The sequence below is a fragment of the Enterobacter quasimori genome, assembly GCF_018597345.1.
GTDB lineage: Bacteria > Pseudomonadota > Gammaproteobacteria > Enterobacterales > Enterobacteriaceae > Enterobacter > Enterobacter mori.
Window position 1 is genome coordinate 547014 of record NZ_JAHEVU010000001.1, and the last position, 24220, is coordinate 571233.

General features: G+C 56.3%; 27 protein-coding genes. 15 read left to right on the forward strand and 12 right to left on the reverse strand.

Annotated features, from left to right (window positions below; genetic code table 11):
* The first annotated feature begins 14 nt into the window (after positions 1-14).
* The 6 genes from KK102_RS02495 (at position 15) to clcB (ending at position 6084) form a co-directional block, all read left to right on the forward strand.
* Positions 15-962, forward strand: a complete 948-nt coding sequence (locus KK102_RS02495) for an NAD-dependent epimerase/dehydratase family protein (protein WP_216356885.1) — start codon at positions 15-17, stop codon at positions 960-962.
* 276 nt (positions 963-1238) lie between these two features.
* A complete protein-coding gene (osmY, locus tag KK102_RS02500) occupies positions 1239-1949 on the forward strand; it encodes an osmoprotectant ABC transporter permease OsmY (protein ID WP_126544515.1) in 711 nt (236 codons plus the stop codon).
* 18 nt (positions 1950-1967) lie between these two features.
* The gene (osmX, locus tag KK102_RS02505; RefSeq protein ID WP_126544514.1) at positions 1968-2867 is read left to right on the forward strand and encodes an osmoprotectant ABC transporter substrate-binding protein OsmX; all 900 of its coding nucleotides are present in this window, start codon (positions 1968-1970) and stop codon (positions 2865-2867) included.
* 8 nt (positions 2868-2875) lie between these two features.
* Positions 2876-3523, forward strand: coding sequence for an osmoprotectant ABC transporter permease OsmW (gene osmW / locus KK102_RS02510; RefSeq protein ID WP_006808875.1), 648 nt, complete (start codon positions 2876-2878; stop codon positions 3521-3523).
* Positions 3523-4671 carry an osmoprotectant ABC transporter ATP-binding protein OsmV gene (osmV, locus tag KK102_RS02515; protein WP_148399419.1) on the forward strand — a complete coding sequence of 383 codons (1149 nt, stop codon included), beginning with the start codon at positions 3523-3525 and terminating at the stop codon, positions 4669-4671. The genes osmW and osmV overlap by 1 nt, the downstream gene beginning before the upstream one ends.
* A gap of 102 nt (positions 4672-4773) precedes the next feature.
* Positions 4774-6084 (forward strand): voltage-gated ClC-type chloride channel ClcB, encoded by a 1311-nt coding sequence (clcB, locus tag KK102_RS02520; RefSeq protein ID WP_216356886.1) that lies wholly within the window; start codon positions 4774-4776, stop codon positions 6082-6084.
* Here clcB and bioD read toward each other — a convergent pair.
* The 3 genes from bioD to KK102_RS02535 all read right to left on the reverse strand — a co-directional run bounded on the left by bioD (position 6019) and on the right by KK102_RS02535 (position 9092).
* Positions 6019-6714 carry a dethiobiotin synthase gene (gene bioD, locus KK102_RS02525; protein ID WP_216356887.1) on the reverse strand — a complete coding sequence of 232 codons (696 nt, stop codon included), beginning with the start codon at positions 6712-6714 and terminating at the stop codon, positions 6019-6021. The two genes, clcB and bioD, sit on opposite strands and share 66 nt — an antisense overlap.
* Before the next feature lie 130 nt (positions 6715-6844).
* The gene (gene mlc, locus KK102_RS02530) at positions 6845-8065 is read right to left on the reverse strand and encodes a sugar metabolism global transcriptional regulator Mlc (protein ID WP_216356888.1); all 1221 of its coding nucleotides are present in this window, start codon (positions 8063-8065) and stop codon (positions 6845-6847) included.
* Positions 8066-8186: 121 nt separating this feature from the next.
* On the reverse strand, positions 8187-9092 hold the full coding sequence (locus KK102_RS02535; protein ID WP_126544509.1) for a LysR family transcriptional regulator: 906 nt from the start codon (positions 9090-9092) through the stop codon (positions 8187-8189).
* Positions 9093-9213: 121 nt separating this feature from the next.
* On the opposite strand from KK102_RS02535, the gene KK102_RS02540 reads away from it, so the two are divergent.
* From KK102_RS02540 to KK102_RS02555, 5 genes are all read left to right on the forward strand, one after another.
* Positions 9214-10467 carry an MFS transporter gene (locus KK102_RS02540; protein WP_216356889.1) on the forward strand — a complete coding sequence of 418 codons (1254 nt, stop codon included), beginning with the start codon at positions 9214-9216 and terminating at the stop codon, positions 10465-10467.
* A 74-nt stretch (positions 10468-10541) separates the two neighbouring features.
* Positions 10542-12026 (forward strand): carboxypeptidase M32, encoded by a 1485-nt coding sequence (locus KK102_RS02545; protein ID WP_216356890.1) that lies wholly within the window; start codon positions 10542-10544, stop codon positions 12024-12026.
* A gap of 147 nt (positions 12027-12173) precedes the next feature.
* Complete coding sequence (gene asr / locus KK102_RS02550; RefSeq protein ID WP_216356891.1) at positions 12174-12494, forward strand: acid resistance repetitive basic protein Asr; 321 nt, start codon at positions 12174-12176, stop codon at positions 12492-12494.
* A 90-nt stretch (positions 12495-12584) separates the two neighbouring features.
* Entirely contained in the window at positions 12585-12668 is an 84-nt protein-coding gene (ydgU, locus tag KK102_RS22440) for a small membrane protein YdgU (protein ID WP_020688251.1), read from the forward strand.
* 101 nt (positions 12669-12769) lie between these two features.
* Entirely contained in the window at positions 12770-13591 is an 822-nt protein-coding gene (locus KK102_RS02555) for a trypsin-like serine peptidase (protein ID WP_010430540.1), read from the forward strand.
* A 46-nt stretch (positions 13592-13637) separates the two neighbouring features.
* Here KK102_RS02555 and mdtI read toward each other — a convergent pair whose 3' ends face one another.
* The 3 genes from mdtI to KK102_RS22345 form a co-directional block, all read right to left on the reverse strand.
* Complete coding sequence (gene mdtI, locus KK102_RS02560) at positions 13638-13967, reverse strand: multidrug/spermidine efflux SMR transporter subunit MdtI (RefSeq protein WP_216356892.1); 330 nt, start codon at positions 13965-13967, stop codon at positions 13638-13640.
* Positions 13954-14316 (reverse strand): multidrug/spermidine efflux SMR transporter subunit MdtJ, encoded by a 363-nt coding sequence (gene mdtJ, locus KK102_RS02565; protein WP_010430538.1) that lies wholly within the window; start codon positions 14314-14316, stop codon positions 13954-13956. Before mdtJ ends, mdtI begins: the two co-directional genes overlap by 14 nt.
* A gap of 117 nt (positions 14317-14433) precedes the next feature.
* Positions 14434-14604 (reverse strand): protein YdgV, encoded by a 171-nt coding sequence (locus tag KK102_RS22345; protein WP_085928911.1) that lies wholly within the window; start codon positions 14602-14604, stop codon positions 14434-14436.
* A 132-nt stretch (positions 14605-14736) separates the two neighbouring features.
* Here KK102_RS22345 and KK102_RS02570 point away from each other — a divergent pair, with 132 nt between their 5' ends.
* Positions 14737-15771, forward strand: coding sequence for an AI-2E family transporter (locus tag KK102_RS02570; protein ID WP_126544506.1), 1035 nt, complete (start codon positions 14737-14739; stop codon positions 15769-15771).
* A gap of 54 nt (positions 15772-15825) precedes the next feature.
* On the opposite strand, the gene KK102_RS02575 is transcribed toward KK102_RS02570, so the two are convergent.
* Positions 15826-16848 (reverse strand): LLM class flavin-dependent oxidoreductase, encoded by a 1023-nt coding sequence (locus KK102_RS02575; RefSeq protein ID WP_216356893.1) that lies wholly within the window; start codon positions 16846-16848, stop codon positions 15826-15828.
* A gap of 178 nt (positions 16849-17026) precedes the next feature.
* On the opposite strand from KK102_RS02575, the gene yajD reads away from it, so the two are divergent.
* On the forward strand, positions 17027-17374 hold the full coding sequence (gene yajD, locus KK102_RS02580; RefSeq protein ID WP_023617218.1) for an HNH nuclease YajD: 348 nt from the start codon (positions 17027-17029) through the stop codon (positions 17372-17374).
* A gap of 27 nt (positions 17375-17401) precedes the next feature.
* Here yajD and KK102_RS02585 read toward each other — a convergent pair whose 3' ends face one another.
* Positions 17402-18286 carry a LysR family transcriptional regulator gene (locus KK102_RS02585; RefSeq protein WP_126544503.1) on the reverse strand — a complete coding sequence of 295 codons (885 nt, stop codon included), beginning with the start codon at positions 18284-18286 and terminating at the stop codon, positions 17402-17404.
* A gap of 135 nt (positions 18287-18421) precedes the next feature.
* Here KK102_RS02585 and KK102_RS02590 point away from each other — a divergent pair, with 135 nt between their 5' ends.
* Positions 18422-19402, forward strand: a complete 981-nt coding sequence (locus KK102_RS02590) for an NAD(P)H-dependent flavin oxidoreductase (protein WP_216356894.1) — start codon at positions 18422-18424, stop codon at positions 19400-19402.
* An 83-nt stretch (positions 19403-19485) separates the two neighbouring features.
* Here KK102_RS02590 and umuC read toward each other — a convergent pair whose 3' ends face one another.
* From umuC to KK102_RS02605, 3 genes are all read right to left on the reverse strand, one after another.
* On the reverse strand, positions 19486-20748 hold the full coding sequence (gene umuC, locus KK102_RS02595; protein WP_216356895.1) for a translesion error-prone DNA polymerase V subunit UmuC: 1263 nt from the start codon (positions 20746-20748) through the stop codon (positions 19486-19488).
* Positions 20732-21166 carry a translesion error-prone DNA polymerase V autoproteolytic subunit gene (umuD, locus tag KK102_RS02600; RefSeq protein WP_010430481.1) on the reverse strand — a complete coding sequence of 145 codons (435 nt, stop codon included), beginning with the start codon at positions 21164-21166 and terminating at the stop codon, positions 20732-20734. The genes umuC and umuD overlap by 17 nt, the downstream gene beginning before the upstream one ends.
* A 133-nt stretch (positions 21167-21299) precedes the next feature.
* Positions 21300-22823, reverse strand: coding sequence for an EAL domain-containing protein (locus KK102_RS02605; protein WP_216356896.1), 1524 nt, complete (start codon positions 22821-22823; stop codon positions 21300-21302).
* A gap of 213 nt (positions 22824-23036) precedes the next feature.
* Here KK102_RS02605 and KK102_RS02610 point away from each other — a divergent pair, with 213 nt between their 5' ends.
* Positions 23037-23246 (forward strand): hypothetical protein, encoded by a 210-nt coding sequence (locus KK102_RS02610; RefSeq protein ID WP_029485054.1) that lies wholly within the window; start codon positions 23037-23039, stop codon positions 23244-23246.
* Between the two features lie 38 nt (positions 23247-23284).
* Here the strand turns inward: KK102_RS02610 and KK102_RS02615 are convergent, their stop codons facing one another.
* On the reverse strand, positions 23285-24151 hold the full coding sequence (locus tag KK102_RS02615; protein WP_120158790.1) for an aldo/keto reductase family oxidoreductase: 867 nt from the start codon (positions 24149-24151) through the stop codon (positions 23285-23287).
* Positions 24152-24220: the final 69 nt, after the last annotated feature.

Consider the following 24220-nt stretch of genomic DNA (forward strand, 5'->3'; position numbering starts at 1 on the left):
CATCAGGAGCGAAAATGCACACTATTCTGGGTGCCAGCGGGCAAATTGCCCTTGAACTTGCCCGCGAGCTTAAACGCGAATACGCCAACGAGATCAGGCTGGTGAGCCGCCATCCGCAGAAAATCAACGCCAGCGATAGCACGGTTGCAGCCGATCTCCTGGATGCGCAGCAGACGCAGGAGGCGGTTAACGGCAGTGACACGGTCTATTTTACCGCCGGTCTGCCGCCTGATTCCGGGCTGTGGGAGCGTCAGTTTCCGACCATGCTGGACAATGCCCTGGAAGCCACGCGGAAGGCTGGCGCAAGATTCGTCTATTTTGACAATACCTACATGTACCCCCAGAGCGACGTGCCGCAAACTGAAGAGACGCGCTTTTCGCCCCGGGGACGAAAAGGCAACGTGCGTGCGATGATGGCCAACCGGGTGCTTGCCGAAATGCAGCGGGCCGACATTCCCGTCCTCATCGGTCGGGCACCGGAGTTTTACGGGCCTGAGAGAACGCAGAGCTTCACCAATACGCTCATTATCGACAGGCTGAAGCAGCACAAACGTCCGCGCGTTCCGGTACGTGACGATACGCTTCGCACTCTCATCTGGACGCCGGATGCCAGCCGCGCGCTCGCCCTGCTGGGCAATATGCCTGAGGCCTATGGTCAGACGTGGCACTTGCCCTGCTGCGACGAAAGGCTGACGTACCAACAGTTCGTCACTCTCGCCTGTGAAATCTTCGGACAGCCAGCGGACTACGCCGTCCTCGGCAAGCTGGCCTTCGCCGCGACGGCGCTGTTTTCGCAGGGGGCGCGCGAAATGCGCGAGCTGTTGCCCCGGTACGATGCTGACAACCTGTTTGATTCGACAAAGTTTAAGGAGCGTTTCCCCGAGTTCACCGTTACGTCATACCGGCAGGGACTCGAGAACCTCTGGCAAGAGTGGAAAGCAAAAGAGGCTGGCGCAGCGTAATGTTTTCGCCGCATCAACAGGGGGGCGGCGCATGGAACGTGACAACGTCACATTTCATTCTTCTCTTTAGGACTATTCTGCCCGCCCCTCTATCAGCCCTTACGCCATAAGGCTTATCCCGAGGTTGTCACTGTTTTCATAGGGTTACTGATTTTACCCCTTCGCTGGAACCCTTCCCAAACGCTTGCTATAGGTGAAATACCCCTGCCGAAACATGGCATAACAACAGGCAACCGGTGGTTGCTATAACGCATGCGCACAGGGAGACACACCGCAATGCACCCATTACTCAAACGTTCGCTGCTGTTTGTCGGCGCCATTATCGTGGTTCTCGCCCTCCTCGTCTGGGGTATCGGGATGGAGACGATCAGGGCGCGACAGGTTGACCTGGTCTATCTCGGGCAACAGCACATGATTCTGGTTTTCTCGTCGATGTTCTTTGCCCTGCTGGTGGGTATTCCAGCCGGTATTCTGCTGAGCCGTCCGGCGGCGCGGGGTATCGCCGAATATGTGATGCAAATCTTTAACGTGGGCAACACCCTGCCGCCGCTGGCCGTGCTGGCGCTGGCGATGGTGGTGATTGGCATTGGCGATACGCCCGCCATCATCGCCCTGTTCCTCGCCTCGCTGCTGCCGATAGTGCGTAACACCTACGCAGGGCTGTGCTCGGTCCCGCCGTCGCTGCTGGAAGCGGCAAACGGCATCGGGATGACCAAATGGCAGCGCCTGCGTCAGGTTGAGCTGCCTGCCGCCTGGCCGGTCATGCTCTCGGGGATCCGCATCGCCACCGCCATTAACGTCGGTACCGCACCGCTGGCGTTCCTGATTGGTGCCAGCAGCTACGGCGAATTGATTTTCCCCGGCATTTATCTGAACGACTTCCCGACGCTGATCCTCGGCGCGGCGGCCACCGCCCTCTTCGCCCTGATCCTCGATACCCTGCTGGCGGCGCTGGGTCGCGTGATGAGCCCCCATCTCGCTCGATAACAATAACAAGGAGCTTTTATGAGACTGTTTTCCGGCCTGACGGCGCTGTGTGCCGCGGCGCTGTTCACCAGCCAGGCGATGGCGGCCCCGCTGATTCTGGCGACCAAGAGCTTTACCGAGCAGCACATTCTCTCGGCAATGACCGTGCAGTACTTGCAAAAGAAAGGTTTTCAGGTGCAGCCGCAAACCAACATTGCCACGGTGATCTCCCGCAACGCGATGATCAACAAGCAGATTGACATGACCTGGGAGTACACCGGCACGTCGCTGATCATCTTTAACCACATCAACAAGCGCATGACGCCGCAGGAGTCCTGGGAGACGGTGAAACGCCTGGACGCGAAGCACGGTCTGGTCTGGCTCAAGCCCGCAGACATGAACAACACCTATGCTTTCGCCATGCAGCGCAAGCGCGCCGAGGCGGAACACATCAGCACCATGTCGGAGATGGTGGCGAAGATTGAGCAGATCCGTAAAACCAACCCGGACAAAAACTGGCTGCTGGGTTTAGACCTTGAATTTGCCGGGCGCAGCGACGGCATGAAGCCGCTTCAGGCGGCCTATAAGATGGAGCTGGACCGCCCGCAGATCCGCCAGATGGACCCCGGCCTGGTCTATAACGCGGTGCGCGACGGCTTCGTTGACGCCGGGCTGATTTATACCACCGACGGGCGCGTGAAGGGCTTCGACCTCAAGGTGCTGGAAGACGATAAAGGCTTCTTCCCGAGCTACGCGGTGACGCCGGTGGTGCGTAAGGACACGCTGGAGGCCAACCCCGGTCTGGAAGAGGCGCTCAACACCCTCTCGGCCCAGCTCAACAACGACGTTATCACCGAGCTGAACAAGAAGGTGGATATCGACCATCAGTCACCGCAGCAGGTCGCCCGCGATTTCCTGCGTAGCAAACAGCTGCTGTAGGAGGCGCTATGGAGACGATTCACTACATTCTGGACAACTGGGATTACCTCTTAACCCTGACGCTGCAGCACCTGTGGCTGGTGGCGCTGGCCGTAGGTTTAGCCATCATCATCGGCGTACCGCTGGGCATTCTGATTGTCCGCCACAAGTGGCTGGCAACGCCGGTGCTGGGGATAGCCACCATCGTGCTGACCATTCCGTCCATCGCCCTGTTTGGCCTGATGATCCCGCTGTTTTCGCTGATCGGTCAGGGTATCGGTGCCCTTCCTGCAATCACCGCTGTTTTTCTCTACTCATTGCTGCCGATTGTGCGCAATACCCACACGGCGCTCGACAGCCTGCCGCCGGGCCTGCGCGAAGCCGGGCGCGGCATAGGCATGACCTTCTGGCAGCGCCTGCGCTGGGTCGAAATCCCGATGGCGCTGCCGGTGATTTTCGGCGGGATCCGTACCGCCGTGGTGATGAACATCGGCGTGATGGCGATTGCCGCGGTGATCGGCGCGGGCGGTCTGGGGCTTCTGCTGCTCAACGGCATCGGCGGAAGTGATATTCGCATGTTGATCGCGGGCGCGCTGATGATTTGTCTTTTAGCGATTGTGCTCGACTGGCTGCTGCACCGTCTGCAGGTGGTTCTGACTCCAAAGGGGATTCGATAATGATAAAACTGGAAAACCTCACCAAACAATTTTCACAGAAGCACGGCCAGACCTTTAAGGCCGTGGATAACGTCAACCTGAACGTGCCCGAAGGGGAAATGTGCGTCCTGCTCGGCCCGTCCGGCTGCGGGAAAACCACCACGCTGAAGATGATTAACCGCCTCATTACCCCAAGCAGCGGGACAATCCTCATCAACGGCGAAGACACCAGCGGGATGGACACCGTCACCCTGCGCCGCAACATTGGCTATGTGATCCAGCAGATTGGCCTGTTCCCGAACATGACCATCGAAGAGAACATTACCGTCGTGCCGCGTATGCTGGGCTGGGATAAAGCGCGCTGCAAAACCCGCGCTGAAGAGCTGATGGACATGGTGGCGATGGATCCGCATAAGTTCCTCAACCGCTACCCGCGCGAGATGTCCGGCGGCCAGCAGCAGCGTATCGGCGTGATCCGCGCCCTGGCGGCGGATCCTCCGGTGCTGCTGATGGATGAGCCCTTCGGCGCGGTAGACCCGATCAACCGCGAGGTGATCCAGAACCAGTTCCTGGAGATGCAGCGCAAGCTGAAAAAAACCGTCATGCTGGTGAGCCACGATATCGACGAAGCCCTCAAGCTCGGCGACCGTATTGCGGTATTCCGTCAGGGGAAAATCGTGCAGTGCGCCAGCCCGGATGAACTGCTGGCGAAACCGGCGAATGAGTTTGTCGGCTCGTTTGTCGGTCAGGACCGCACGCTGAAGCGTCTGCTGCTGGTATCGGCGGGCGACGTCACCGACCAGCAGCCGACCATTACGGTGCGGGGTTCTACCCCACTTCCCGAAGCCTTTGCGACCATGGACGATAATGACATTCGCGCAATTACCGTGGTCGACGAGCACGGCAAACCGCTGGGCTTTGTGAAGCGTCGAGAAGCGCGTAACGCCAGCGGCACCTGCGCCGACATCCTGCATCCGTTCCGCATGACCGGCAAAGCGGAAGATAACCTGCGCGTGGTGCTTTCGCGTCTGTATGAGAGTAATACCAGCTGGATGCCGATCGTGGATGAGGACGGGCGCTACAACGGCGAGATTTCTCAGGACTACATTGCTGAGTACCTGAGTTCAGGGCGTACGCGCCGGGCGCTGAATATTCATAGTGAGAGTTAACCTTTCTGGCCGGGCATCGCCCGGCTTTTTCGCACGTATACCTTTTGCTAGCCCCGCGATTTCCCGCCACAATATTGTATCTTTCCCGTTGACTCGCGATCCATGCAACGTCTTCACGCCTACCCCGACATACGCGCGATGTTTCGCCGACTGCTCATTGCCACCGTTACCGGCGTGCTGGCCGCGCTGGCCGTTGCGGTATTCCGCCACAGCATGTATCTGCTGGAGTGGCTGTTTCTGAGCAATGACAGCGGCAGCCTGGTGAACGCCGCCGCCGCATTATCGCCCTGGCGACGGGTACTGACGCCCGCGCTGGGCGGTCTGACCGCAGGATTGTTGCTCTGGGGGTGGCAACGGTGTACCGCGCAGCGGCCTCACGCGCCAACCGACTATATGGAAGCGCTGGAAACCGAAGACGGGCAGTTTGATTACGGTGCCAGCCTTGTGAAATCGCTCGCCTCGTTGCTGGTGGTCGCCAGCGGCAGCGCCATCGGGCGCGAAGGGGCAATGATCCTGCTTGCCGCCCTCGCCGCGTCCCTGTTCGCCCGGCGCTTTACCCCTAAATCAGAATGGAAATTGTGGATTGCCTGCGGGGCCGCCGCCGGGATGGCCAGCGCCTACCACGCCCCCTTAGCCGGAAGCCTGTTTATCGCGGAGATCCTGTTTGGCACGCTGATGCTGGCCTCGCTCGGCCCGGTGGTGATTGCTGCGGTGGTCGCGCTGCTTACGACCCGCCTGCTCAGCCCCGGCGCAAACACCCTTTATCAGGTTCACCTCAGCGAAAGCCTTACCGCGGTGGATTATTCCCTGATTGTCGGCATGGGCCTGCTGGCCGGGCTGTGCGGGCCGCTGCTGATGTGGCTGATGTCCTTCAGCCACGCCCTGTTTCTGCGCCTTAAGCTTTCGCCGCCGTGGCAGCTGGCGCTGGGCGGGCTGATCGTCGGGCTGCTGTCGCTGCTGACGCCGAAGGTGTGGGGGAATGGCTACAGCGTGGTTCAGGCTTTTCTGCTCGCCCCGCCGCTGCTGTCGGTGATTGCAGGCGTGTTTATCTGCAAACTGCTGGCGGTACTGGCAAGCAGCGGCTCGGGCGCGCCGGGCGGGGTGTTTACGCCCACGCTGTTTGTCGGGATGGCAACGGGGATGCTGTTTGCGCAGCTGTTCGCGCTGTGGTTTCCGGGCTCTGAAACAGCAATTTTGCTGGGGCTGGCAGGCATGGCAACGCTGCTGGCTGCCACGACGCATGCGCCGATTATGTCGGCACTGATGGTCTGTGAAATGACCGGGCAGTATTTTTTACTGCCCGGCCTGCTGGTCGCGTGCGTCGTCGCGTCGGTACTGTCGAGGACGTTACGCCACGACTCGGTCTACGGACCCCATACTGCTGAAAGCAGAGAGGTCGATGTACTGCGCTAATTCGCGCTGCTCGGCGCGCGGCAGGTAGGGCAATTCACCCACTAAAGGTCCGGGGAGTTTTTTGCTCAGCACATCAATGATTTCAGCGTAGTGCGCAAGCCCCGGGTTAATACGGTTAGCCACCCAGCCCACCAGCGGCAGGCCGTCATTGGCAATCGCCTGTGCCGTCAGCAGGGCATGGTTGATGCACCCTTCCTGAATGCCGACCACCATCACCACGGGCAGCTGTTCCTGCACCACCCACTCGGAGAGCGGGCGTAAATCGTTCATCAGGCTGCGCCAGCCGCCGGTACCTTCAACCACAACGTGGTCTACTTTCCCGCTCAGGCTTGCCAGACCGTCGGAAAGCAGGCTGTAGTTGATCAGACCGCTGTGCGCCACGCTGCTCTCATCCTCGCTCAGCGCGATAGGATTTACCGCGTGATAAGGTAATTCAATGGACGAAACGCTTTGCAGCACCAGGGCGTCTTTATTACGCAATCCGTCTGGCGTCTCTTTACTGCCTTTTGCGACCGGTTTGTACCCTGCCACGCGTTTACCGCTGGCTGCCAGAGACTGCAGCAATGCGCGGGATACGACGGTCTTGCCGACAGAGGTATCAGTACCAGTAACAAAGAAACGCTTAAGCATGACTCATTCCACCTCTTGGGTATGCTTCGAAAATATAAACCAGGTAAATAATTCAGTGGGGGAAGTCTACGGGATGCGTGCGCTACCCGGCTTGAGATAGCGCAATATTTCTTAAATCTATGGAAAAGAGTTAACCCTGCAACAAACGGATCAGTAAAGAGCCGTTATACATCGCATCTTTCACCAGCGCGGCACCGGCCATCGTTCCCTGGTTCGAAAACTGGGTGCTTTCGACCACGATGTTTTTGCTGTATGCAGGAAGCGCCTGCTGGTTGATGCAGGCAGAAATCGCCGGAAAGAGAATATCCGGCGCCTGGCTGAGCGGCGAACCAATCAGAATTTTTTGTGGGTTAAACAGATTGACCATAATGGCGAGAATGCGGCCCACGTTGTTACCGACGCCAGTGATGATATCTTTCGCCAGTAAATCTCCCTGTCGTGCAGCAGCACACAGTGAATCCACGGTCAGCGGCTGACCGTGAAGCGAGGAGCTCATCGACTGGCTGAGCCTCACCTGCGCCAGCTCCAGCACGCTTTCGACGCTGGCGATGGTCTCCAGGCAGCCGTGGTTTCCGCAGTAGCAGCGTTTACCGTAGGGGTCGACCTGCGTGTGGCCAATTTCCACCAGGCTGCTGCTTCCGGCGTGCAGCAGGCGACCGTCGGTAATCACCCCCGCTCCCACGTTGTGATCAATCACAACCTGAATGACGTCGCGCGCGCCGCGAGATGCGCCAAACAGCGCCTCCGCCATGGTCCAGGCGCTGATATCATGCTGAATGTAGACGGGCACGCCGGTATGGTTTTTCAGCACCTCACCCAGCGGCATCTCTTTGACATTGTCATAAAACGGCATGCGGTGCACGATGCCATTCTCGGTATCAATGATACCCGGCATGGTGATAGCAATCGCCGTTAATCGTTCGAGCCGCTGCTGATGGCGGATAAAGAAGTGATCGATATGGGTCAGAATGGCGTCAAGAAGCGGTTGTTCCGCATCGAGCGGGAGCTCCAGCCGGTCTTCCACCACCAGCTTGCTGCTCAGGTCACGCAGCGCAAGGAAGATCTCCCCCCGGCTGATGCGCAGTGACAAGTAGTGCCATGCTTCCGTTTCTACCACCAGCCCGACAGCAGGACGTCCACGGCTGCCAGGCTCCTGTATTTCCGTCTCCTGGACCAGGTGGGCTTCCAGCATTTCGCGGACTATCTTGGTGATACTGGCGGGTGCCAGTTGTGCCAGGCGCGAAAGATCGATACGCGAAACCGGACCGAGCTGATCAATCAGGCGATACACTGCGCCTGCATTGGTCTGCTTAATCTGATCAATATGCCCTGGCTGGCTATCAGCAACCACCTCGTACTCCCTTATTTTCGAGCTTCGAAATAAACTGTTGGCTATGGTGAAGCACTTCACCAGGCGTCGTCAAATATTTACTTAGCCATGTGATTTACCGCACATTTTTACCCCAGTTTCCCTATAAATATCGCCCTGCCGAGGCTGTGATGAGCTGCTTTTTGAAACGCTGCGCCGCCTGACTCTGTTCGCGATGTTTTGACCAGACCAGCCACATCTCGGAAACCGCCTCTTTTTCGGCAATCGCCACCCAGCGCATTTCCTGCAATTGTACCCGCTTAAAGGATGCCGGAAGAATAGAAACCCCAAGCCCGGCGGCAACCAGACCAATGATGGTCATGGCCTCCCCCACTTCCTGAGTAATTACCGGAGCGAGATCGTGGCGACGCATCAGGCCCAAAATATCGTCATACAGACCGGTGCCGACCTGAGGATCAAAAAAGACAAAGGGCTCTTTTGCCAGCTCTGCCAGCGTCACGGAAGCCTGCGACGCCAGAGGGTGATCCTGCGGGATCATCGCCATCAGGGGTTCGCGCAGGATAACCTGCCATGCCAGGGAATCCGGTAGCGCGGTGTTACGCATCAGCCCCAGGTCGAGCGCCCCCTCGTTGAGCGGCGAAATTTGCTCGCGGGTGTTTATTTCGCGGGTCTGAATGTGCACGTCCGGGAAATGGCGGCGGAACGATGAGAGGGTTTCTGACACGGCGCTGATGAAGGGCGCCGACGAGGTAAAGCCGATCCGCAGTTCGCCGGTCTCCCCCAGATACAGCCGCTCCGCCCTGGCAGCGGCGTCATCCACCATGCTCAGAATTTGCCTGCTGTCGGTCAGGAACTGCTTGCCCGCGGCGGTCAGGCTCACGCTGCGGTTCGTACGCGCCAGCAGACGGGCCCCAACCTGCTGTTCGAGGATCTGAATTTGCTGGCTGAGCGGTGGCTGAGAGATGTTCAGCCTCGCCGCCGCGCGGCCAAAATGCAGCTCCTCCGCTACCGCCACGAAGTAGCGTAAATGACGCAGTTCGATATTCATATTTTTAAAGTATCATTTGAGATTATTAATATATTAGACAGAATATTTACATTTTCCTACCCTGATCCTGTGGTCATACCCGTCACCAGAAATCACGGGGATGTTTAAGCAAGGAACATGTGTGAGTCGTACAACTACCATTGATATCACTCCGGCAAATGATATTGATGATTTACCTGCAGCATCGCAGCCGGTGCAGTTTATTAAACGTGGTACCCCTCAGTTTATGCGCGTCACGCTGGCGCTTTTCTCCGCGGGTCTTGCAACCTTCGCCCTGCTCTATTGCGTTCAGCCGATCCTGCCCGTGTTGTCCCATGAGTTTGGCGTGTCGCCTGCCAGCAGCAGCGTTTCACTCTCCATTTCTACCGGCATGCTGGCGGTGGGTCTGCTGTTCACCGGGCCGCTATCAGACGCGATTGGCCGGAAGCAGGTCATGGTCACCGCACTGATGCTGGCCTCCGTCAGTACGCTGCTTTCGACGATGATGACCAGCTGGCACGGCATCCTGATAATGCGTGCGCTGATCGGGTTATCGCTGAGCGGCGTGGCGGCGGTCGGGATGACCTATCTCAGCGAGGAGATCCACCCGAGCTTTGTCGCCTTCTCTATGGGGCTGTACATCAGCGGGAACTCCATCGGCGGGATGAGCGGACGCTTGCTGAGCGGGGTGTTTACGGATTTCTTTAACTGGCGCATCGCGCTGGCGGTGATTGGCTGCTTTGCGCTCGCCTCTGCGCTGATGTTCTGGAAAATTCTGCCGGAATCCCGTCACTTCCGCCCGGCGTCCCTGCGCCCCAAAACGCTGTTTATTAATTTCCGCCTGCACTGGCGCGATAAAGGGCTGCCGCGCCTGTTCCTGATGGGTTTTCTGCTGATGGGGTCGTTTGTCACGCTGTTTAACTACATTGGCTATCGTCTGATGCTCTCTCCGTGGCATCTCAGCCAGGCGGTGGTCGGCCTGCTTTCCGTGGCGTACCTCACCGGTACCTGGAGTTCGCCAAAAGCCGGGGCGATGACCGCACGCTACGGTCGTGGCCCGGTGATGCTGGTCTTCACGGCGGTGATGCTGCTCGGCCTGCTGCTGACGCTCTTCTCCTCTCTGTGGCTGATTTTTGCCGGAATGCTGCTCTTCTCTGCAGGCTTTTTCGCCGCCCACTCGGTCGCCAGCAGCTGGATTGGCCCGCGCGCCCGTCGCGCCAAAGGCCAGGCATCGTCGCTGTATCTGTTTAGCTATTACCTTGGCTCAAGCATTGCCGGTACGCTCGGCGGCGTGTTCTGGCACAACTACGGCTGGAACGGCGTGGGCGGGTTTATCGCGCTGATGCTGTGCGCGGCGCTGCTGGTGGGGACAAGTTTGCATAAACGTCTGCATTAACATTCTGCGCCCTTCGTGTTTAAATCGAGCCGATGCTAATTTTTGTCATCGGCTGATTCAGACACGAGGACTTCATGAAAAACAATAACTACCAGCAACTCACCCGCACCTTCCAGCGTCTCTCCCGCTTCTCCCATCTCTCCGCCATCGCCAGCTGGGATATGTTCACCATGATGCCGCCGGGCGGCAGCGCCGCGCGCGGTGAAGCGCTGGCGGAGATGAGCGTCCTGCAGCACCAGATCCTGACCGATAAAAAAGTGGGCGACCTGTTAGCGGCAGCAGCGGGTGAAGATCTGAACGACGTCGAACAGGCCAACCTGCGTGAAATGACGCGTCATTATCAACAAGCAACATTGCTGCCCGAATCGCTGGTGGAAGCCAAATCGCTGGCGGGCAGCAAATGCGAGCACGCGTGGCGTACCCAGCGTCCCGCCAACGACTGGCAGGGGTTTTCCGCCAACCTGAAAGAGGTGGTGAAACTGAGCCGCGAAGAGGCTCGCCTGCGCGCCGACGCCAAAGGCTGTTCGCCCTACGACGCGCTGCTCGATATTTTTGAACCAGACATGACCAGCGCGCGTCTGGACGTGCTGTTCGGCGACATGAAATCCTGGCTGCCGGACCTCCTGGCAAACGTCGTGGAAAAACAGGCTCAGCGGTCGTTCGTTCCGCCGCAGGGCCCTTTCCCGACCGCGACGCAGCGTGAGCTGGGTCTGGAAGCCATGAAGATGCTCGGCTTCGATTTTAACGGCGGTCGTCTGGACGTCAGCGCCCACCCGTTCTGCGGCGGCGTGCCGGAAGACGTGCGTATCACCACGCGCTACGACGAGGACGAGCTGCTGAGCGCGCTGTTTGGCGTGATCCACGAAACCGGACATGCGCGCTACGAACAAAACCTGCCGCGCGCCTGGGCCGGACAGCCCGTGGCGCTGGCGCGCTCAACGGCAATCCACGAATCTCAGAGCCTGTTCTTTGAGATGCAGCTCGGGCGTAGCGAGGCCTTCCTGAAGCATCTGCTGCCTGCCGTTCACGCCCGCTTTGGCAGCCAGGCCGCGTTCAGCGAAGAGAACTTTATCGCCTGGAACCAGCGCGTGAAGCCGGGCTATATCCGCGTTGATGCGGACGAAGTGAGCTACCCGGCGCACGTGGTGCTGCGCTATGAAATTGAACGCGCGTTGATCAACGGCGACATTGAGGTGGACGACATTCCGGCGCTGTGGGATGAGAAAATGCAGGCCTGGCTTGGGCTGTCGACCAAAGATAACTACCGCAACGGCTGTATGCAGGATATCCACTGGACCGACGGCGGCTTTGGTTACTTCCCGTCGTACACGCTGGGTGCGATGTACGCCGCGCAGCTCTTCCACGCCGCGAAAACGGCGCTTCCGGGTCTGCAGGCGTCTATTGCTGACGGCGATTTCTCAGCGCTGTTCGACTGGCTGCGCCAGAACGTCTGGCAGCACGGCAGCCGGTTTAGCACCTCTCAGCTGATTACCCAGGCGACGGGGGACGATCTGAATATCCGCTACTTCCGCGAACATCTGACGTCACGCTATTTGTAATCGACACCGCCGGGGCAATCCCGGCGTTGTACAAACGGTTACACGCCGATACCAATCACTCACGGAAACCTCGAGTTTACAGGGATATAGTTCTTTCAACGGCCCCGCAGTGGGGTTAAATGAAAAACCAAATTCGAGGGTATGAAAATGAAAAAAGTATTAGCTCTGGTTGTTGCCGCTGCTATGGGTCTGTCTTCTGCTGCATTTGCTGCTGAAACTACCGCGACCGCAACACCTGCTGCGGCTCCAGCTGCAACCACCAACGCTGCGCCAGCCAAAGCGGTTCACCATAAGAAACATCACAAAGCAGCAAAACCTGCTGCAGAGCAGAAAGCCCAGGCCGCTAAAAAGCACCACAAAAAAGCGACCAAACCTGCTGTAGAGCAGAAAGCGCAGGCTGCTAAAAAGCATCACAAAAAAGCAGTAAAACACGAAGCTGCTAAACCAGCTGCACAGCCAGCTGCGTAAGCGTACAAGCTAAACCGTGCCCTTCGGGGCACGTTGGTAAACCGGCGCTGAACCGACCAGTTCCGCGCCGTTTTTTTATCCGGAGGGCGTATGCTGCGGCGCTATCGGTTTGAGCTCATTCTTATCTTGCTTATTTTATGCGCGCTCATCGCAAGCCAGTTTTATCTTTCCTGATTGTAGCACGCTGATTTTACTCCCACTTTCGCGCCGTCCCGTCTATAGTATTTTCATAGGGTTCACTTTTAATAATCATAATTACCCCACCAGAGTGTGATATGCGTAAATCTGTTGTGTTGTTACTGGGAACGTTTGGTCTTTTTTCAGGATTCTTACATGCGGACGATGGTGATGAAGACGCTATCAGCGCCAAAGAGGTCAAGACCCTTTTTTTTGGTCACGATGACCGCACGCGGGTTACCGATCCAACGCAGGCCCCCTGGGATGCCATAGGACAACTGGAAACGGCCAGCGGTAACTTATGTACCGCAACATTAATTACGCCTCAACTGGCACTGACGGCCGGTCATTGCCTTCTCATGCCGCCAGCCGGTAAACCGGATAAAGCTATCGCCCTGCGCTTTGTGTCGCAAAAAGGCGTCTGGCGCTATGAGATCCACGGCATTGAAGGACGGGTTGATCCCTCTCTGGGTAAACGCTTAAAACCGGATGGTGAGGGCTGGATTGTGCCCCCTGCCGCCGCATCCTGGGATTTTGGGCTGATTGTTCTGCGTTATCCGCCATCGGGTATCACACCCCTGCCCTTATTCGACGGTGACAAAGCCGCGCTGACGGCGGCACTGAAAGCTGTCGACCGAAAAGTCACGCAATCCGGCTACCCGGTCGATCATCTTGATTCGCTTTACACCCACACTGACTGCACGGTCACCGGCTGGGCGCAAAACAGCGTGCTCTCGCATCAGTGCGATACGCTACCGGGTGACAGCGGGTCTCCGCTGATGTTGAAAACCGAGAATGGCTGGCAGTTGATTGGTGTTCAAAGCTCCGCGCCATCCGCTAAAGACAGATGGCGCGCCGATAACCGTGCCCTGTCGGTTACCGGTTTTCGCGACAAGCTGGAGGCGCTCGCGCAGCAATAAAAAAGGCAGCGAATATCGCTGCCTGAAGAGGATGTCGAAACTGACATCAGGCGAGTTTTATCATAATCATGCCTGCGAGCAGCAGAATCAGGCCGATCCAGCCTTTGTGATTCAAACGCTGACCGAACAGGATCCAGCCTGCTGCCAGGGTGGCGGCGATACCGAAGCCGCCCCACAGCGCATAGGCCACAGAAAGATCGATCCCTTTCACCGCCTGCGACAGGGCGCTAAATGCCCCCAGAACGGCGGCAATCGACATCAGTCCATAAAACTTACGGCGAAAACCGTCAGAGAATTTCAAAAAGACGTTAGCCACGATTTCCAGCACGATGGCCAGCGCCAGCCAGGCCGCGTGGATCCATTCAAACTGCTGCATGAGCCTGCTCCTTCTGCTGTTTCGTCGGTTTACGCGTACCCGATTTAATCAGCACGATCCCTACCACCAGCGTGGTTAATCCGGCAATTTTCATTGTCGACAAGGTTTCGTCAAATATCATGACGCTGAACAGCGTGATCAATAAAATACCGATACCTTCCCACAGGGCATACGCGACACCCAGCGCGATTTTTTTTACCGCAAATGAGAGGAAAATATAGGAAAGGGTAATCATCACCAGCATTAAAATAAAACCGGTATTACCATCGCTCACGCTTGCCCATTTCATCGACAGGGTGCCGGTAATTTCAGCGATAATAGCCAGGGCTAATAAAATCCAGTAAAACATGTTCTTCTCCTGCTTGAGAATATAATCCATCGTGGCTCGCGTTGGACAGCAAACCAAAAAATATTAAATGAGATCAGACAGCTAAGCGCAGGGCGCCAGCTCAGGCAGAAGACGTGACTACAGCGCGTTGCGCCAGTGTTGCTCACCAGACAGAAGGCAGAAGGAAGTGGAGAATACAGCGGTGTTTGTTGAAAAATACGTCCTGAACAAATTGTCCATAAAATTACAATTATCCGCGTTGTTGCTTCTCGTCTTTGCGGATGAAAATTGTCCTCGGTAGTTGAACACGCTAGATTTGTACCATAAGCCAGGGTTTTACTCAAAGTCTTTTCATTTCTTTACCCATTCCGTTTGATTTTGGTTAGTTTTTTTACTCGGATAATGCATCTATTATAAATAAAACATTATTCAGGAACTTCCATGGCTAAACCCATCATTACCCTGAACGGGCTGAAGATTGTCATTATGCTGGGCATGCTGGTCATCATATTGACCGGCGTTCGTTTTGCAGCCGACATCATTGTGCCATTTATTCTGGCGCTTTTTATTGCGGTGATCCTGAACCCGCTGGTACAGCGCCTGGTGCGGCTACGCGTTCCCCGCGTGCTGGCGATCACGCTGCTCATCAGCATTATCATCGTTATCATGGTGCTACTGGTGGCCTATCTCGGGACATCGTTGAACGAGCTGGCACGTACGCTACCAAAATACCGTTCTTCGCTGGCGATCCCGCTCCTGCAACTCGAGCCCTGGCTGCAGCGGGCAGGTATTGAGGTCTCGGTTGAGGAACTGCTGAAGTATATCGATCCGAATGCCGCCATGACCCTCGTTACCAGCCTGCTGGCGCAGCTCTCTAACGCTATGACATCCATTTTCCTGCTGTTTTTGACGGTCGTGTTTATGCTGCTGGAAGTGCCGCAACTGCCCGCAAAGCTGCAGCAAATCATGGTTCGTCCGGTAGAAGGTATGGGGGCGATTCAGCGCGCGCTGGACAGCGTTTCACGCTATCTGGTGCTGAAAACCGCCATCAGCCTGGTGACTGGCCTGGTGGTCTGGGGGATGCTCGTCGCGCTGGATGTCCGCTTCGCTTTCGTCTGGGGATTGCTGGCCTTTGCCCTCAACTACATTCCTAACATCGGTTCCGTGCTGGCGGCGATCCCCCCTATTCTTCAGGCGCTGGTGTTCAGTGGGCTTTATGATGCGCTGGTTCTGTTAGCGGGTTATCTGGCAATCAACCTGGTGTTCGGGAACATTCTTGAGCCACGCATGATGGGCCGCGGGCTGGGGCTTTCCACGCTGGTGGTGTTCCTGTCCCTGATATTCTGGGGCTGGCTGCTGGGTCCCGTGGGTATGCTGCTTTCTGTTCCGCTGACGATCATCGTGAAGATTGGCCTGGAGCAAACGGCGGGCGGGCAAAGCATCGCCGTGCTGCTAAGCGATATGGACCATCGCTAGCGCCCTGCACCGGACTCTGGATCGCCGAATCGGCGCTCCAGAGTGCACGGGACATCATCGCCAGCCCATTTCCGGTGCGACATGCTTCAGAATGGACTCAATAACGTGCGCGTTATAGTCCACGCCCAGCTGGTTCGGCACGGTCAGCAAGAGCGTATCCGCCTCGGCGATGGCCTCATCCTTTTTCAACTGTTCGATCAGCACGTCAGGCTCTGCGGCATAGCTGCGACCAAAAATAGCGCGCGTTTTCTCATCAAGATAACCGACACTATCGCTCTCATTGCGGCTTGAACCGAAATACATCCGGTCGCGGTCATCCATCAGGGCAAAAATGCTGCGGCTGACGGACACGCGCGGCTGACGGGTATGCCCCGCGTCGGCCCAGGCCTTCCGGTACGCGCGGATCTGTTTTGCCTGCTGAATATGAAACGGCTCGCCGGTTTCATCGTCTTTCAGCGTCGAGCTTTGCAAATTCATTCCGAGGTTAGCGGCCCATACCGCGGTCGCATTCGACCCCGCGCCCCACCAGATGCGGTCCCGTAAGCCTTCGGAATGCGGTTCCAGACGCAGTAACCCTGGCGGGTTCGGGAACATTGGCTGCGGATTCGGTTTTGCAAATCCTTCTCCGCGCAGCACCTCAAGCAGCACTTCGGTATGACGGCGCGCCATATCCGATTCGTTTTCCCCTTCCTGTGGGACATAGCCAAAATGACGCCAGCCATCAATGACCTGCTCCGGGGAACCGCGGCTGATGCCAAGCTGTAAACGACCGCCGGAAATGAGATCCGCTGCCCCCGCGTCCTCCGCCATATACATCGGGTTTTCATAGCGCATGTCGATCACGCCCGTACCGATTTCAATACGTTTGGCTTTTGCACCTATCGCCGCCAGTAAGGGGAACGGCGAGCTCAGCTGGCGGGCAAAGTGGTGCACGCGGAAATAGGCACCGTCTGCACCCAGCTCTTCGGCCGCCACGGCCAAATCGATAGACTGCAGCAGCGTGTCTGCCGCCGAGCGCGTACCGGACTGCGGCGACGGCGTCCAGTGACCAAAGGATAAAAACCCGATCTTTTTCATGACTCTGTGTCCTGATAATGCTTTGCGTTGTACCTACTTTACGCATTACCGGGTGAGAATAAATGGCGTTTATTTAACGGAGTGATTCAAATAAATTGACAGAATTGAGCAGTGCGTCATTACGCGCCATAATGGGATATAATATTTCCCTCTCTTTTCATGGCAGGTAAAACCGGCAATGGCTTTGATCCCCAAAAACTACGCGCGGCTGGAAAGCGGCTATCGCGAAAAAGCTTTAAAAATCTACCCATGGGTCTGCGGACGCTGCTCGCGGGAGTTTGTCTATTCCAACCTGCGTGAACTGACGGTTCACCATATCGATCACGACCATACGAATAACCCGGAAGATGGCAGCAACTGGGAGCTGTTGTGCCTGTTTTGCCATGACCATGAGCACTCAAAATACACCGAAGCGGATCGGTACGGCACCACCGTGGTCGCCGGGGAAGACGCGCAAAAAGACGTGGGCGTCGCCACGTTTAACCCGTTTGCCGATTTAAAAGCGATGATGGATAAGAAGAAGTAATCCTTCGGGGCCTGCTGCACGCCCCCGCTACACCAGACTCTCCAGCCACTCGGTAAAGACCCGCACCTTGCGGGAGAGATGACGGTGTGGGTAGAGAAGCGACAGTTTGCGGTCCGGGGAACGATGCTTTGGTAGAACCTCAACCAGAAGGCCGCGGTCAATGTAAGGCTGGAGAAAAAGATTCATCCCCTGCATTAACCCCAGCCCGGCCAGACCTGCCGCGATGTAGGCTTCAGAGTTGTCCACGACAAGCTTACCGGGAAGTTTAATCTCCGCGATGCCCTCCGGCGTCGTAAACGTCCACGGATGGATTTGTCTGCTGTTGTTATTCACCCAGTTGATGGCCTGATGTTGGCGTAAATCATCCAGCGTTTCTGGCGTGCCGTGTTGTGCCAGCCAGGACGGGCTGGCGCAGGTCGTAATTTTGATGTCCCCCACTTTTCTCGCGATATAGTCCCCATCGTCCAGTTCGCCCACCCGCAGCACGCAGTCCAGGCCGTCCCGGAGCATATCCCGGCGGCGATCGGAGCTGCTCAGAATGATGTCAATCTCAGGATGCTGCCGATAAAAATCAGGCAGGTTCGGTATCACCCGCAGCGTCGCAAAAGCGATGGGCATGTCCACACGCAGCTGACCGTGTATTGCCCGGTCAGTACCAAACGACTCCAGCAATTCGTCCGCCTGCGCCAGCAGGGGTTTACTCCGGCGATAAAACGCATCGCCATCCGGCGTCAGGCTAATTCGACGCGTTGTTCGCTGCAGCAAACGCGTGCCGCTGTGCTGCTCCAGAAGCTGTAACGCTTTGGTGACCGCGGGGCGATGGATCTGCAGATTTTCCGCAGCCCTCGACAAGCTTCCCGACTCGACAATTTCAATAAAAATTCGGATAGATTCAAAGAGGTTTATGTTCATACAGGATGTTCTTGCCGCGAGCAGGATAAACGCATTGTTATTAATCTTATAACAGTGATGAATTTTTTTGGCTATTTTTCCTAACAATCCTTCACCCTACACTCTCCTCCATTCAAACAAGAGGAACAGTCTGCTATGAAAAATAACCGTATCTGTCAGATCCTGGGTATCGAAAAACCTGTTATTCAGGGGCCGTTATCCTGGCTCACTGATGCCCGTTTAGTTGCCGCGGTCAGCAACGCCGGCGGGCTCGGCGTGCTGGGACCCAATGCCGGTTTAACCGCCGACACCGCGGTTTCCACACCAGAAGAGACCGCCGAAAAAATGCGCGAGGAGATTCGTAAAACCAAACGGCTGACGGAGAAACCCTTTGGCGTGAACCTGATCCCCACAGCCGTTAATGACGTCTGGACAGGGCCGATCCTGCAGGTGGTGAAAGAAGAAGGCGTCAGGGTTGCGGTGTATACGGGCTATGGAGAAGGCAGCATTATTCCCGCGCTGTTCAGCGAGTTAAAAGAGGCAGGTATCGCCATTATCTACCGCGACATCAATCCAACGCCGGAGAACACCCGCCTCGCAGAAGATCTGGGGGCAGACATTATCGTCGCCACCGGTTTCGATGAGGGCGGTACCTTACCCGCAACGGCGCTGGGCACCTTTTCCATCGTGCCGCTGATTGCCGATGCCGTGAAGCACGTCCCGGTGATGGCCGCGGGCGGTATTACCGATAATCGCACCGCCAGAGCGGCGCATGCATTGGGTGCGGAAGGCGTGTTTGCCGGCTCGGTCTTTATCAGCACGGAAGAAAGCCGCGTGCCGCAGAGCGTGAAAGAGAAAATTGTTGCCGCCAACGGCCTCGATTTGCTGCTTTTCCGCACCGTGCCCCATTACTACCGCTCTCTTCCCGGCAAGCTGGCGGAAAAACTGGCGGCGATGGACAAAGCAGGCGCAAGCAACGAAGCGCTGGGCAAGGCGATGGGCGGATTACGGGGCCTGCGCCTGGGCATGCTGGAAGATAACACCGATGAAGGCTATATCGCGCTCGGCACGGGGATCGGGAATATCCGCAGCGTGAAAAGCGTGGCCGAGGTTGTCGATGCGTTAACGGTTGAGTAAGCCCTTAACCCTGATGCTATGGGCGCTGCACAGGAGCAGCGTCCGCAAACCGTCTGCGGTTCTTTGTCACACATAGTTAGCTTCTACCTCGCCACCGGTAAATCCGCGTATCGCGTCGTATAGGCCGGTGACAACATTTCCCGCTTCATCGCCCATGGTTTCTCAATCCCCTGCCCGGCGAACCATATCTTCCCTTTGCCGGAGTGATTTACGCTGTCGATCATCTCCATCAGCGCCGCGCTGTTAGCGCGCAGGCGATTATCGTCAAACAGGTTAAGCTGGGCGACGCCGCTGCTGAAAAAGTCCGCCAGCATGACCCCGGCCTTCATATAGCGATACCCGTCGAGCCATATCCGCCCCAGCGCCTCCGTGGCGGCGCGGATGATATCCCGCGAGTCATTGGTGGGCGTCATCAGGGTGACCGAAGCCTGATTGCCGTAATAAACTTCGTTGTCCGCATGCGGGCTGGTGCGCACAAACACGCTGATAAAACGACAGTATTGATGCTCGCCGCGCAGTTTCTCTGCAGCGCGCTCCGCGTAGGCGCAAATCGCCTGATGCATCTCTTCATATTGCGTAATGCGATGACCAAACGAACGGCTACAGATGATTTGCTGCTTCGTGGGGGCAAACTCTTCCAGGTCAAGACAGGGCTCACCGCGAAGCTCGCGCGCCGTACGCTCCAGCACCACGTTAAAATGTTTGCGAATGACCCACGAGGAGGCCTCCGCCAGCTCCAGCGCTGTGGTAATCCCCATCGCGTTCAGTTTTTTCGTGATGCGCCGCCCTACGCCCCATACCTCCTCTACCGGAACCTTTGCCAGCAGTTTACGCTGCCGCTCGCGGCCTGAGAGATCGACCACGCCGCCGGTGCTGGCCCAGCGTTTCGCCGCATAGTTGGCCAGCTTCGCCAGCGTTTTTGTCGGGGCAATACCGACGCCAACGGTTAAGCCGGTATTTTTAAAGACCTGCGTGCGCATCTGGTGACCGAACGTTTCCAGCGCAAGGCAGTTACCGATCCCTGAAACGTTCACGAACGCCTCATCGATCGAGTAAATTTCTATGGCCGGGGCGAGATCGGTCAGCGTCTGCATCACCCGACTGCTGAGATCGGCATACAGCGCATAGTTCGAGCTAAAGACGTAAACCCGTTCCGGAAACCGCTTCTCTTTGAATTTAAAATAGGGCTCACCCATTTTTATGCCGAACTGCTTTGCCTCCCGCGAGAGTGAAATTATGCAGCCGTCGTTATTGGACACCACCACGATGGGCTTCCCCACCAGATCGGGGCGGAATACCCGCTCGCAGGAGGCATAGAAGCTGTTCACATCAACCAGCGCGAACATGTTTATGCGTTTTAAGCGTATGGGTGACGACGCCGAAGATCTGCAGCTCCTCTTCGGACTGAAAGGCGATCGGCTGATAGCGGACATTATGTGGCAATAGCCTCAGAACCGGGCGGGTCTGTAGCTCTTTCACCGTAAACTCACCGGCGACCGATGCCACGACGATATCCCCATGTTCGGCATTTAACGACCGATCCACCACCAGCAGATCGCCGTCGCTAATCCCCGCGCCAATCATGGAGTCTCCGCTCACCTTGATAAAATAGGTCGCACTGGGGTGTCTCACTGCCAGCCGGTTAAGATCGAGACGATCCTCCACGTAATCCTGCGCCGGGCTCGGGAAACCACAGGCGACGCGCTCTAAAAATAACGGTAATTCAATGACTTGTTTTGGGTGATAAGAAAAGAGAGTGTCCATAATGCCTTTCTCGCCAGATACTGTATATAAATACAGTATTACGGATTATGGACAAGGATCAAGATGATTTCCGGAGGCGAACCCAAACGCGTTGAAGTTTGAGCGGATTTAATTTAGCCATAGCCTGTACAAATCAATCCACCACGACCTTCACTCTGGGTTTAGACAGCAAAATATGGATAAGCCCGGTGAAGGCGACCGGTTTAAAGAAGTAGTATCCCTGCTGGTATACGATGTCATTTCGGTTGAGATAGTCTAACTGCGCCTTCGTCTCAACGCCTTCCGCCACAATGCTGATGGAGAGCTTACGCGCCAAATCCAATACGCAATCGAGGATCCGGGTGGAATCCTCGTGTTCATTGACTCTGCTGACGAAGCTGTGGTCAATCTTAATGTAATCGATATGCAGATCGTGCAGATAAGAGAGCCCGGAATAGCCGGTACCAAAGTCATCCAGGGCAATGGCAAAACCATTTTCATGGAGCACGTTCAGGGTCTGCACAAGGCGTTCATCAATATCCAGCGGCTCTCGCTCTGTCACCTCAATCACATGGTTTAAATCCTTTCTGACGAAGCTATTTTTATATTTCAGGCATTCGTCCACGAAGCCAGGCATCGCGATATGGGAAGCGCTGAAGTTAATCCCGACATGAAAACCTTCCGGAAGCTTGCTGGAGATGGCATTCATTTGCGTCACCACCTGCGCCATCAGGCTTTGCGTGAGGGAAACAATCAGCCCCGATTTTTCAGCAATCGGAATAAATGCGCCGGGGGAAATATACCCCGCTTTGGGGTGTTTCCATCTTGCCAGAACCTCCACGCCCCGCAATGTGCCCTCCCTGCCGTTAACCACCGGCTGGTAAAACGGAATGATTTCTCTCTTCGCAATCGCACCGCGTAGTGATTCTTCAGGAAGCGTGTGTTTGTTCAGGTATTTATACAGAACATAAGCCGCAATACCGGCAACCAGCAGTAAGAAAAGGAGTATGCCGCCCCCCTGGATAAGAAGTCTTTTCAGGCTAAAAAAAGGCGCAGGGTTGTATCGGATGCTATAGGCGTATTGTTCAGAGTGAACCTGTCTGGCCAGACGTTCGCCGGGAGGTATAACGTGCAGTGCGCCAGAGGCGTCAATTGCGCTCACGCCCACCGCTAATGAATAGTTCACGTGCTTTAACGGCGTGCTTAACGCATCCCGGATATGGCGATCGCTGATCGTCACGATAATACGGTTTTCCGCAAACCGGGTCTGGAAGAGCAACACCGGCTGCCCGTTTACCGTATCGCTTGCCGGAACAAGAAATAAGGGAGTATCGGGTAATGTATTAACATGCCGCAATAACACGCGATTTCCCGGCAGAGAGGAACACCAGGGCTGCCCCTGCCTGATGACGACGATGGTTCTGAGATGTGGCTGAAGAGCGGCCTCCGTACCCAGCTGGTACTGGCCTTCTGCATCGCACCCCCTGACGATAATTTCCGTCGCCGTTCGGGCGGCAACGCGCGCCTCGTCAAGAATGTCATTGATATCACTTACAGCATATCGGGCTCCCGACTGACTGTCGGCCCGTGCTGAATACCAGAGTTGAATATTGAGGATAAAAATACCCGCAATAAAAATGGCTACTGCTGCTGCGACAGGCACAAAAGTGTTACGCATCAACGTGTCTACCCTACAGGGTTATGATTATAAATAGCATGGTCGACAATAATAAAAATAACCATGTTATCTTTAAAATAATGACTTACTTATGACTTATTGAGATGGTTAAACTAAACCAATCACTATAAAAGCACTAATGATTGACTTTAAATTTAGACTAATGCATATTTTACAGCACAAATTAACAAGACTTTTTGGAGGACGTTTTCTATGCCAGCCCGTGATTATCCCGACAAGCGCGTTGCTCGCGGTTTAGCAAAGGAGGCCGATCTCAGGATGTTGAGCGCCCGCATCGATCCCGACCTGATGGAGTACATCAGAACCACCGCCTATGAAACCCGCAAAAGTAAGCAAGAGATTGTGGCGGAAGCATTAGCGCTTCATCGGCAGAATAACCCGATGACGCCTGCAGCAGACTAAGCCAGGGCTTCATCTGGCAGGCGGTATTCTGTTTTCGCTTAATCCACCAGTGAATTCAGCGTGTCCAGCGCGTCCGGCGGTAACACCAGATCCCCGGCGGCAAGGTTTTGCTGGAGATGCGCCACGGAGGAGGTTCCGGGGATCAGCAGGATGTTCGGGGAACGTTGCAACAGCCACGCCAGCGCAACCTGCATTGCCGTTGCGCCCAGCGCATCCGCAACCGTCTGCAGCCCGGAAGATTGCAGCGGCGTGAAACCGCCCAGCGGGAAGAATGGCACCCAGGCAATCCCCTGCTGCGCAAGCGTATCCACCAGCGAATCATCACCGCGATTCACAATGTTGTACATGTTCTGCACGCACACCACGGGCACCATCTTCTGCGCCTCGGCGACCTGAGAGGCAGTGACGTTGCTCAATCCAATATGGCGAACCAGCCCCTGCTGCTGTAGCTCCGCCAGCGTGGACAACGGTTCAGCGATCGATCCTTCCGCAGGACCGTGGGCGCTAAACATAATCCGCAGATTGACCACATCCAGTACGTCCAGCTGCAGGTTGCGCAGATTATCATGCACCGCCTGAGTCAGTTCCTGCGCGGAAAAGGCCGGGAGCCAGGCACCTTTGTCGTCACGGCGGGCGCCGATTTTGGTCACGATGGTCAGATCGTCCCGATAAGGATGAAGCGCCTCGCGGATTAGCTGGTTAGTCACGTGCGGGCCGTAAAAATCGCTGGTATCGATATGATTCACACCCGCGGCCACCGCTTCGCGGAGCACCTCCAGCGCGGCCTGCTTATCCTTCGGTGGGCCAAATACGCCCGGCCCGGCAAGCTGCATCGCGCCATAGCCCAGTCGTTTAACCGTTCGCGTGCCGAGCGCGTACGTTCCGCTTTTATCAATGCTGCTCATGTTGACCTTCCTCATAAAATGATCCGGATTTACAACAGGTTTCCGATCGGAGCCCTAAGTTAAGCACGA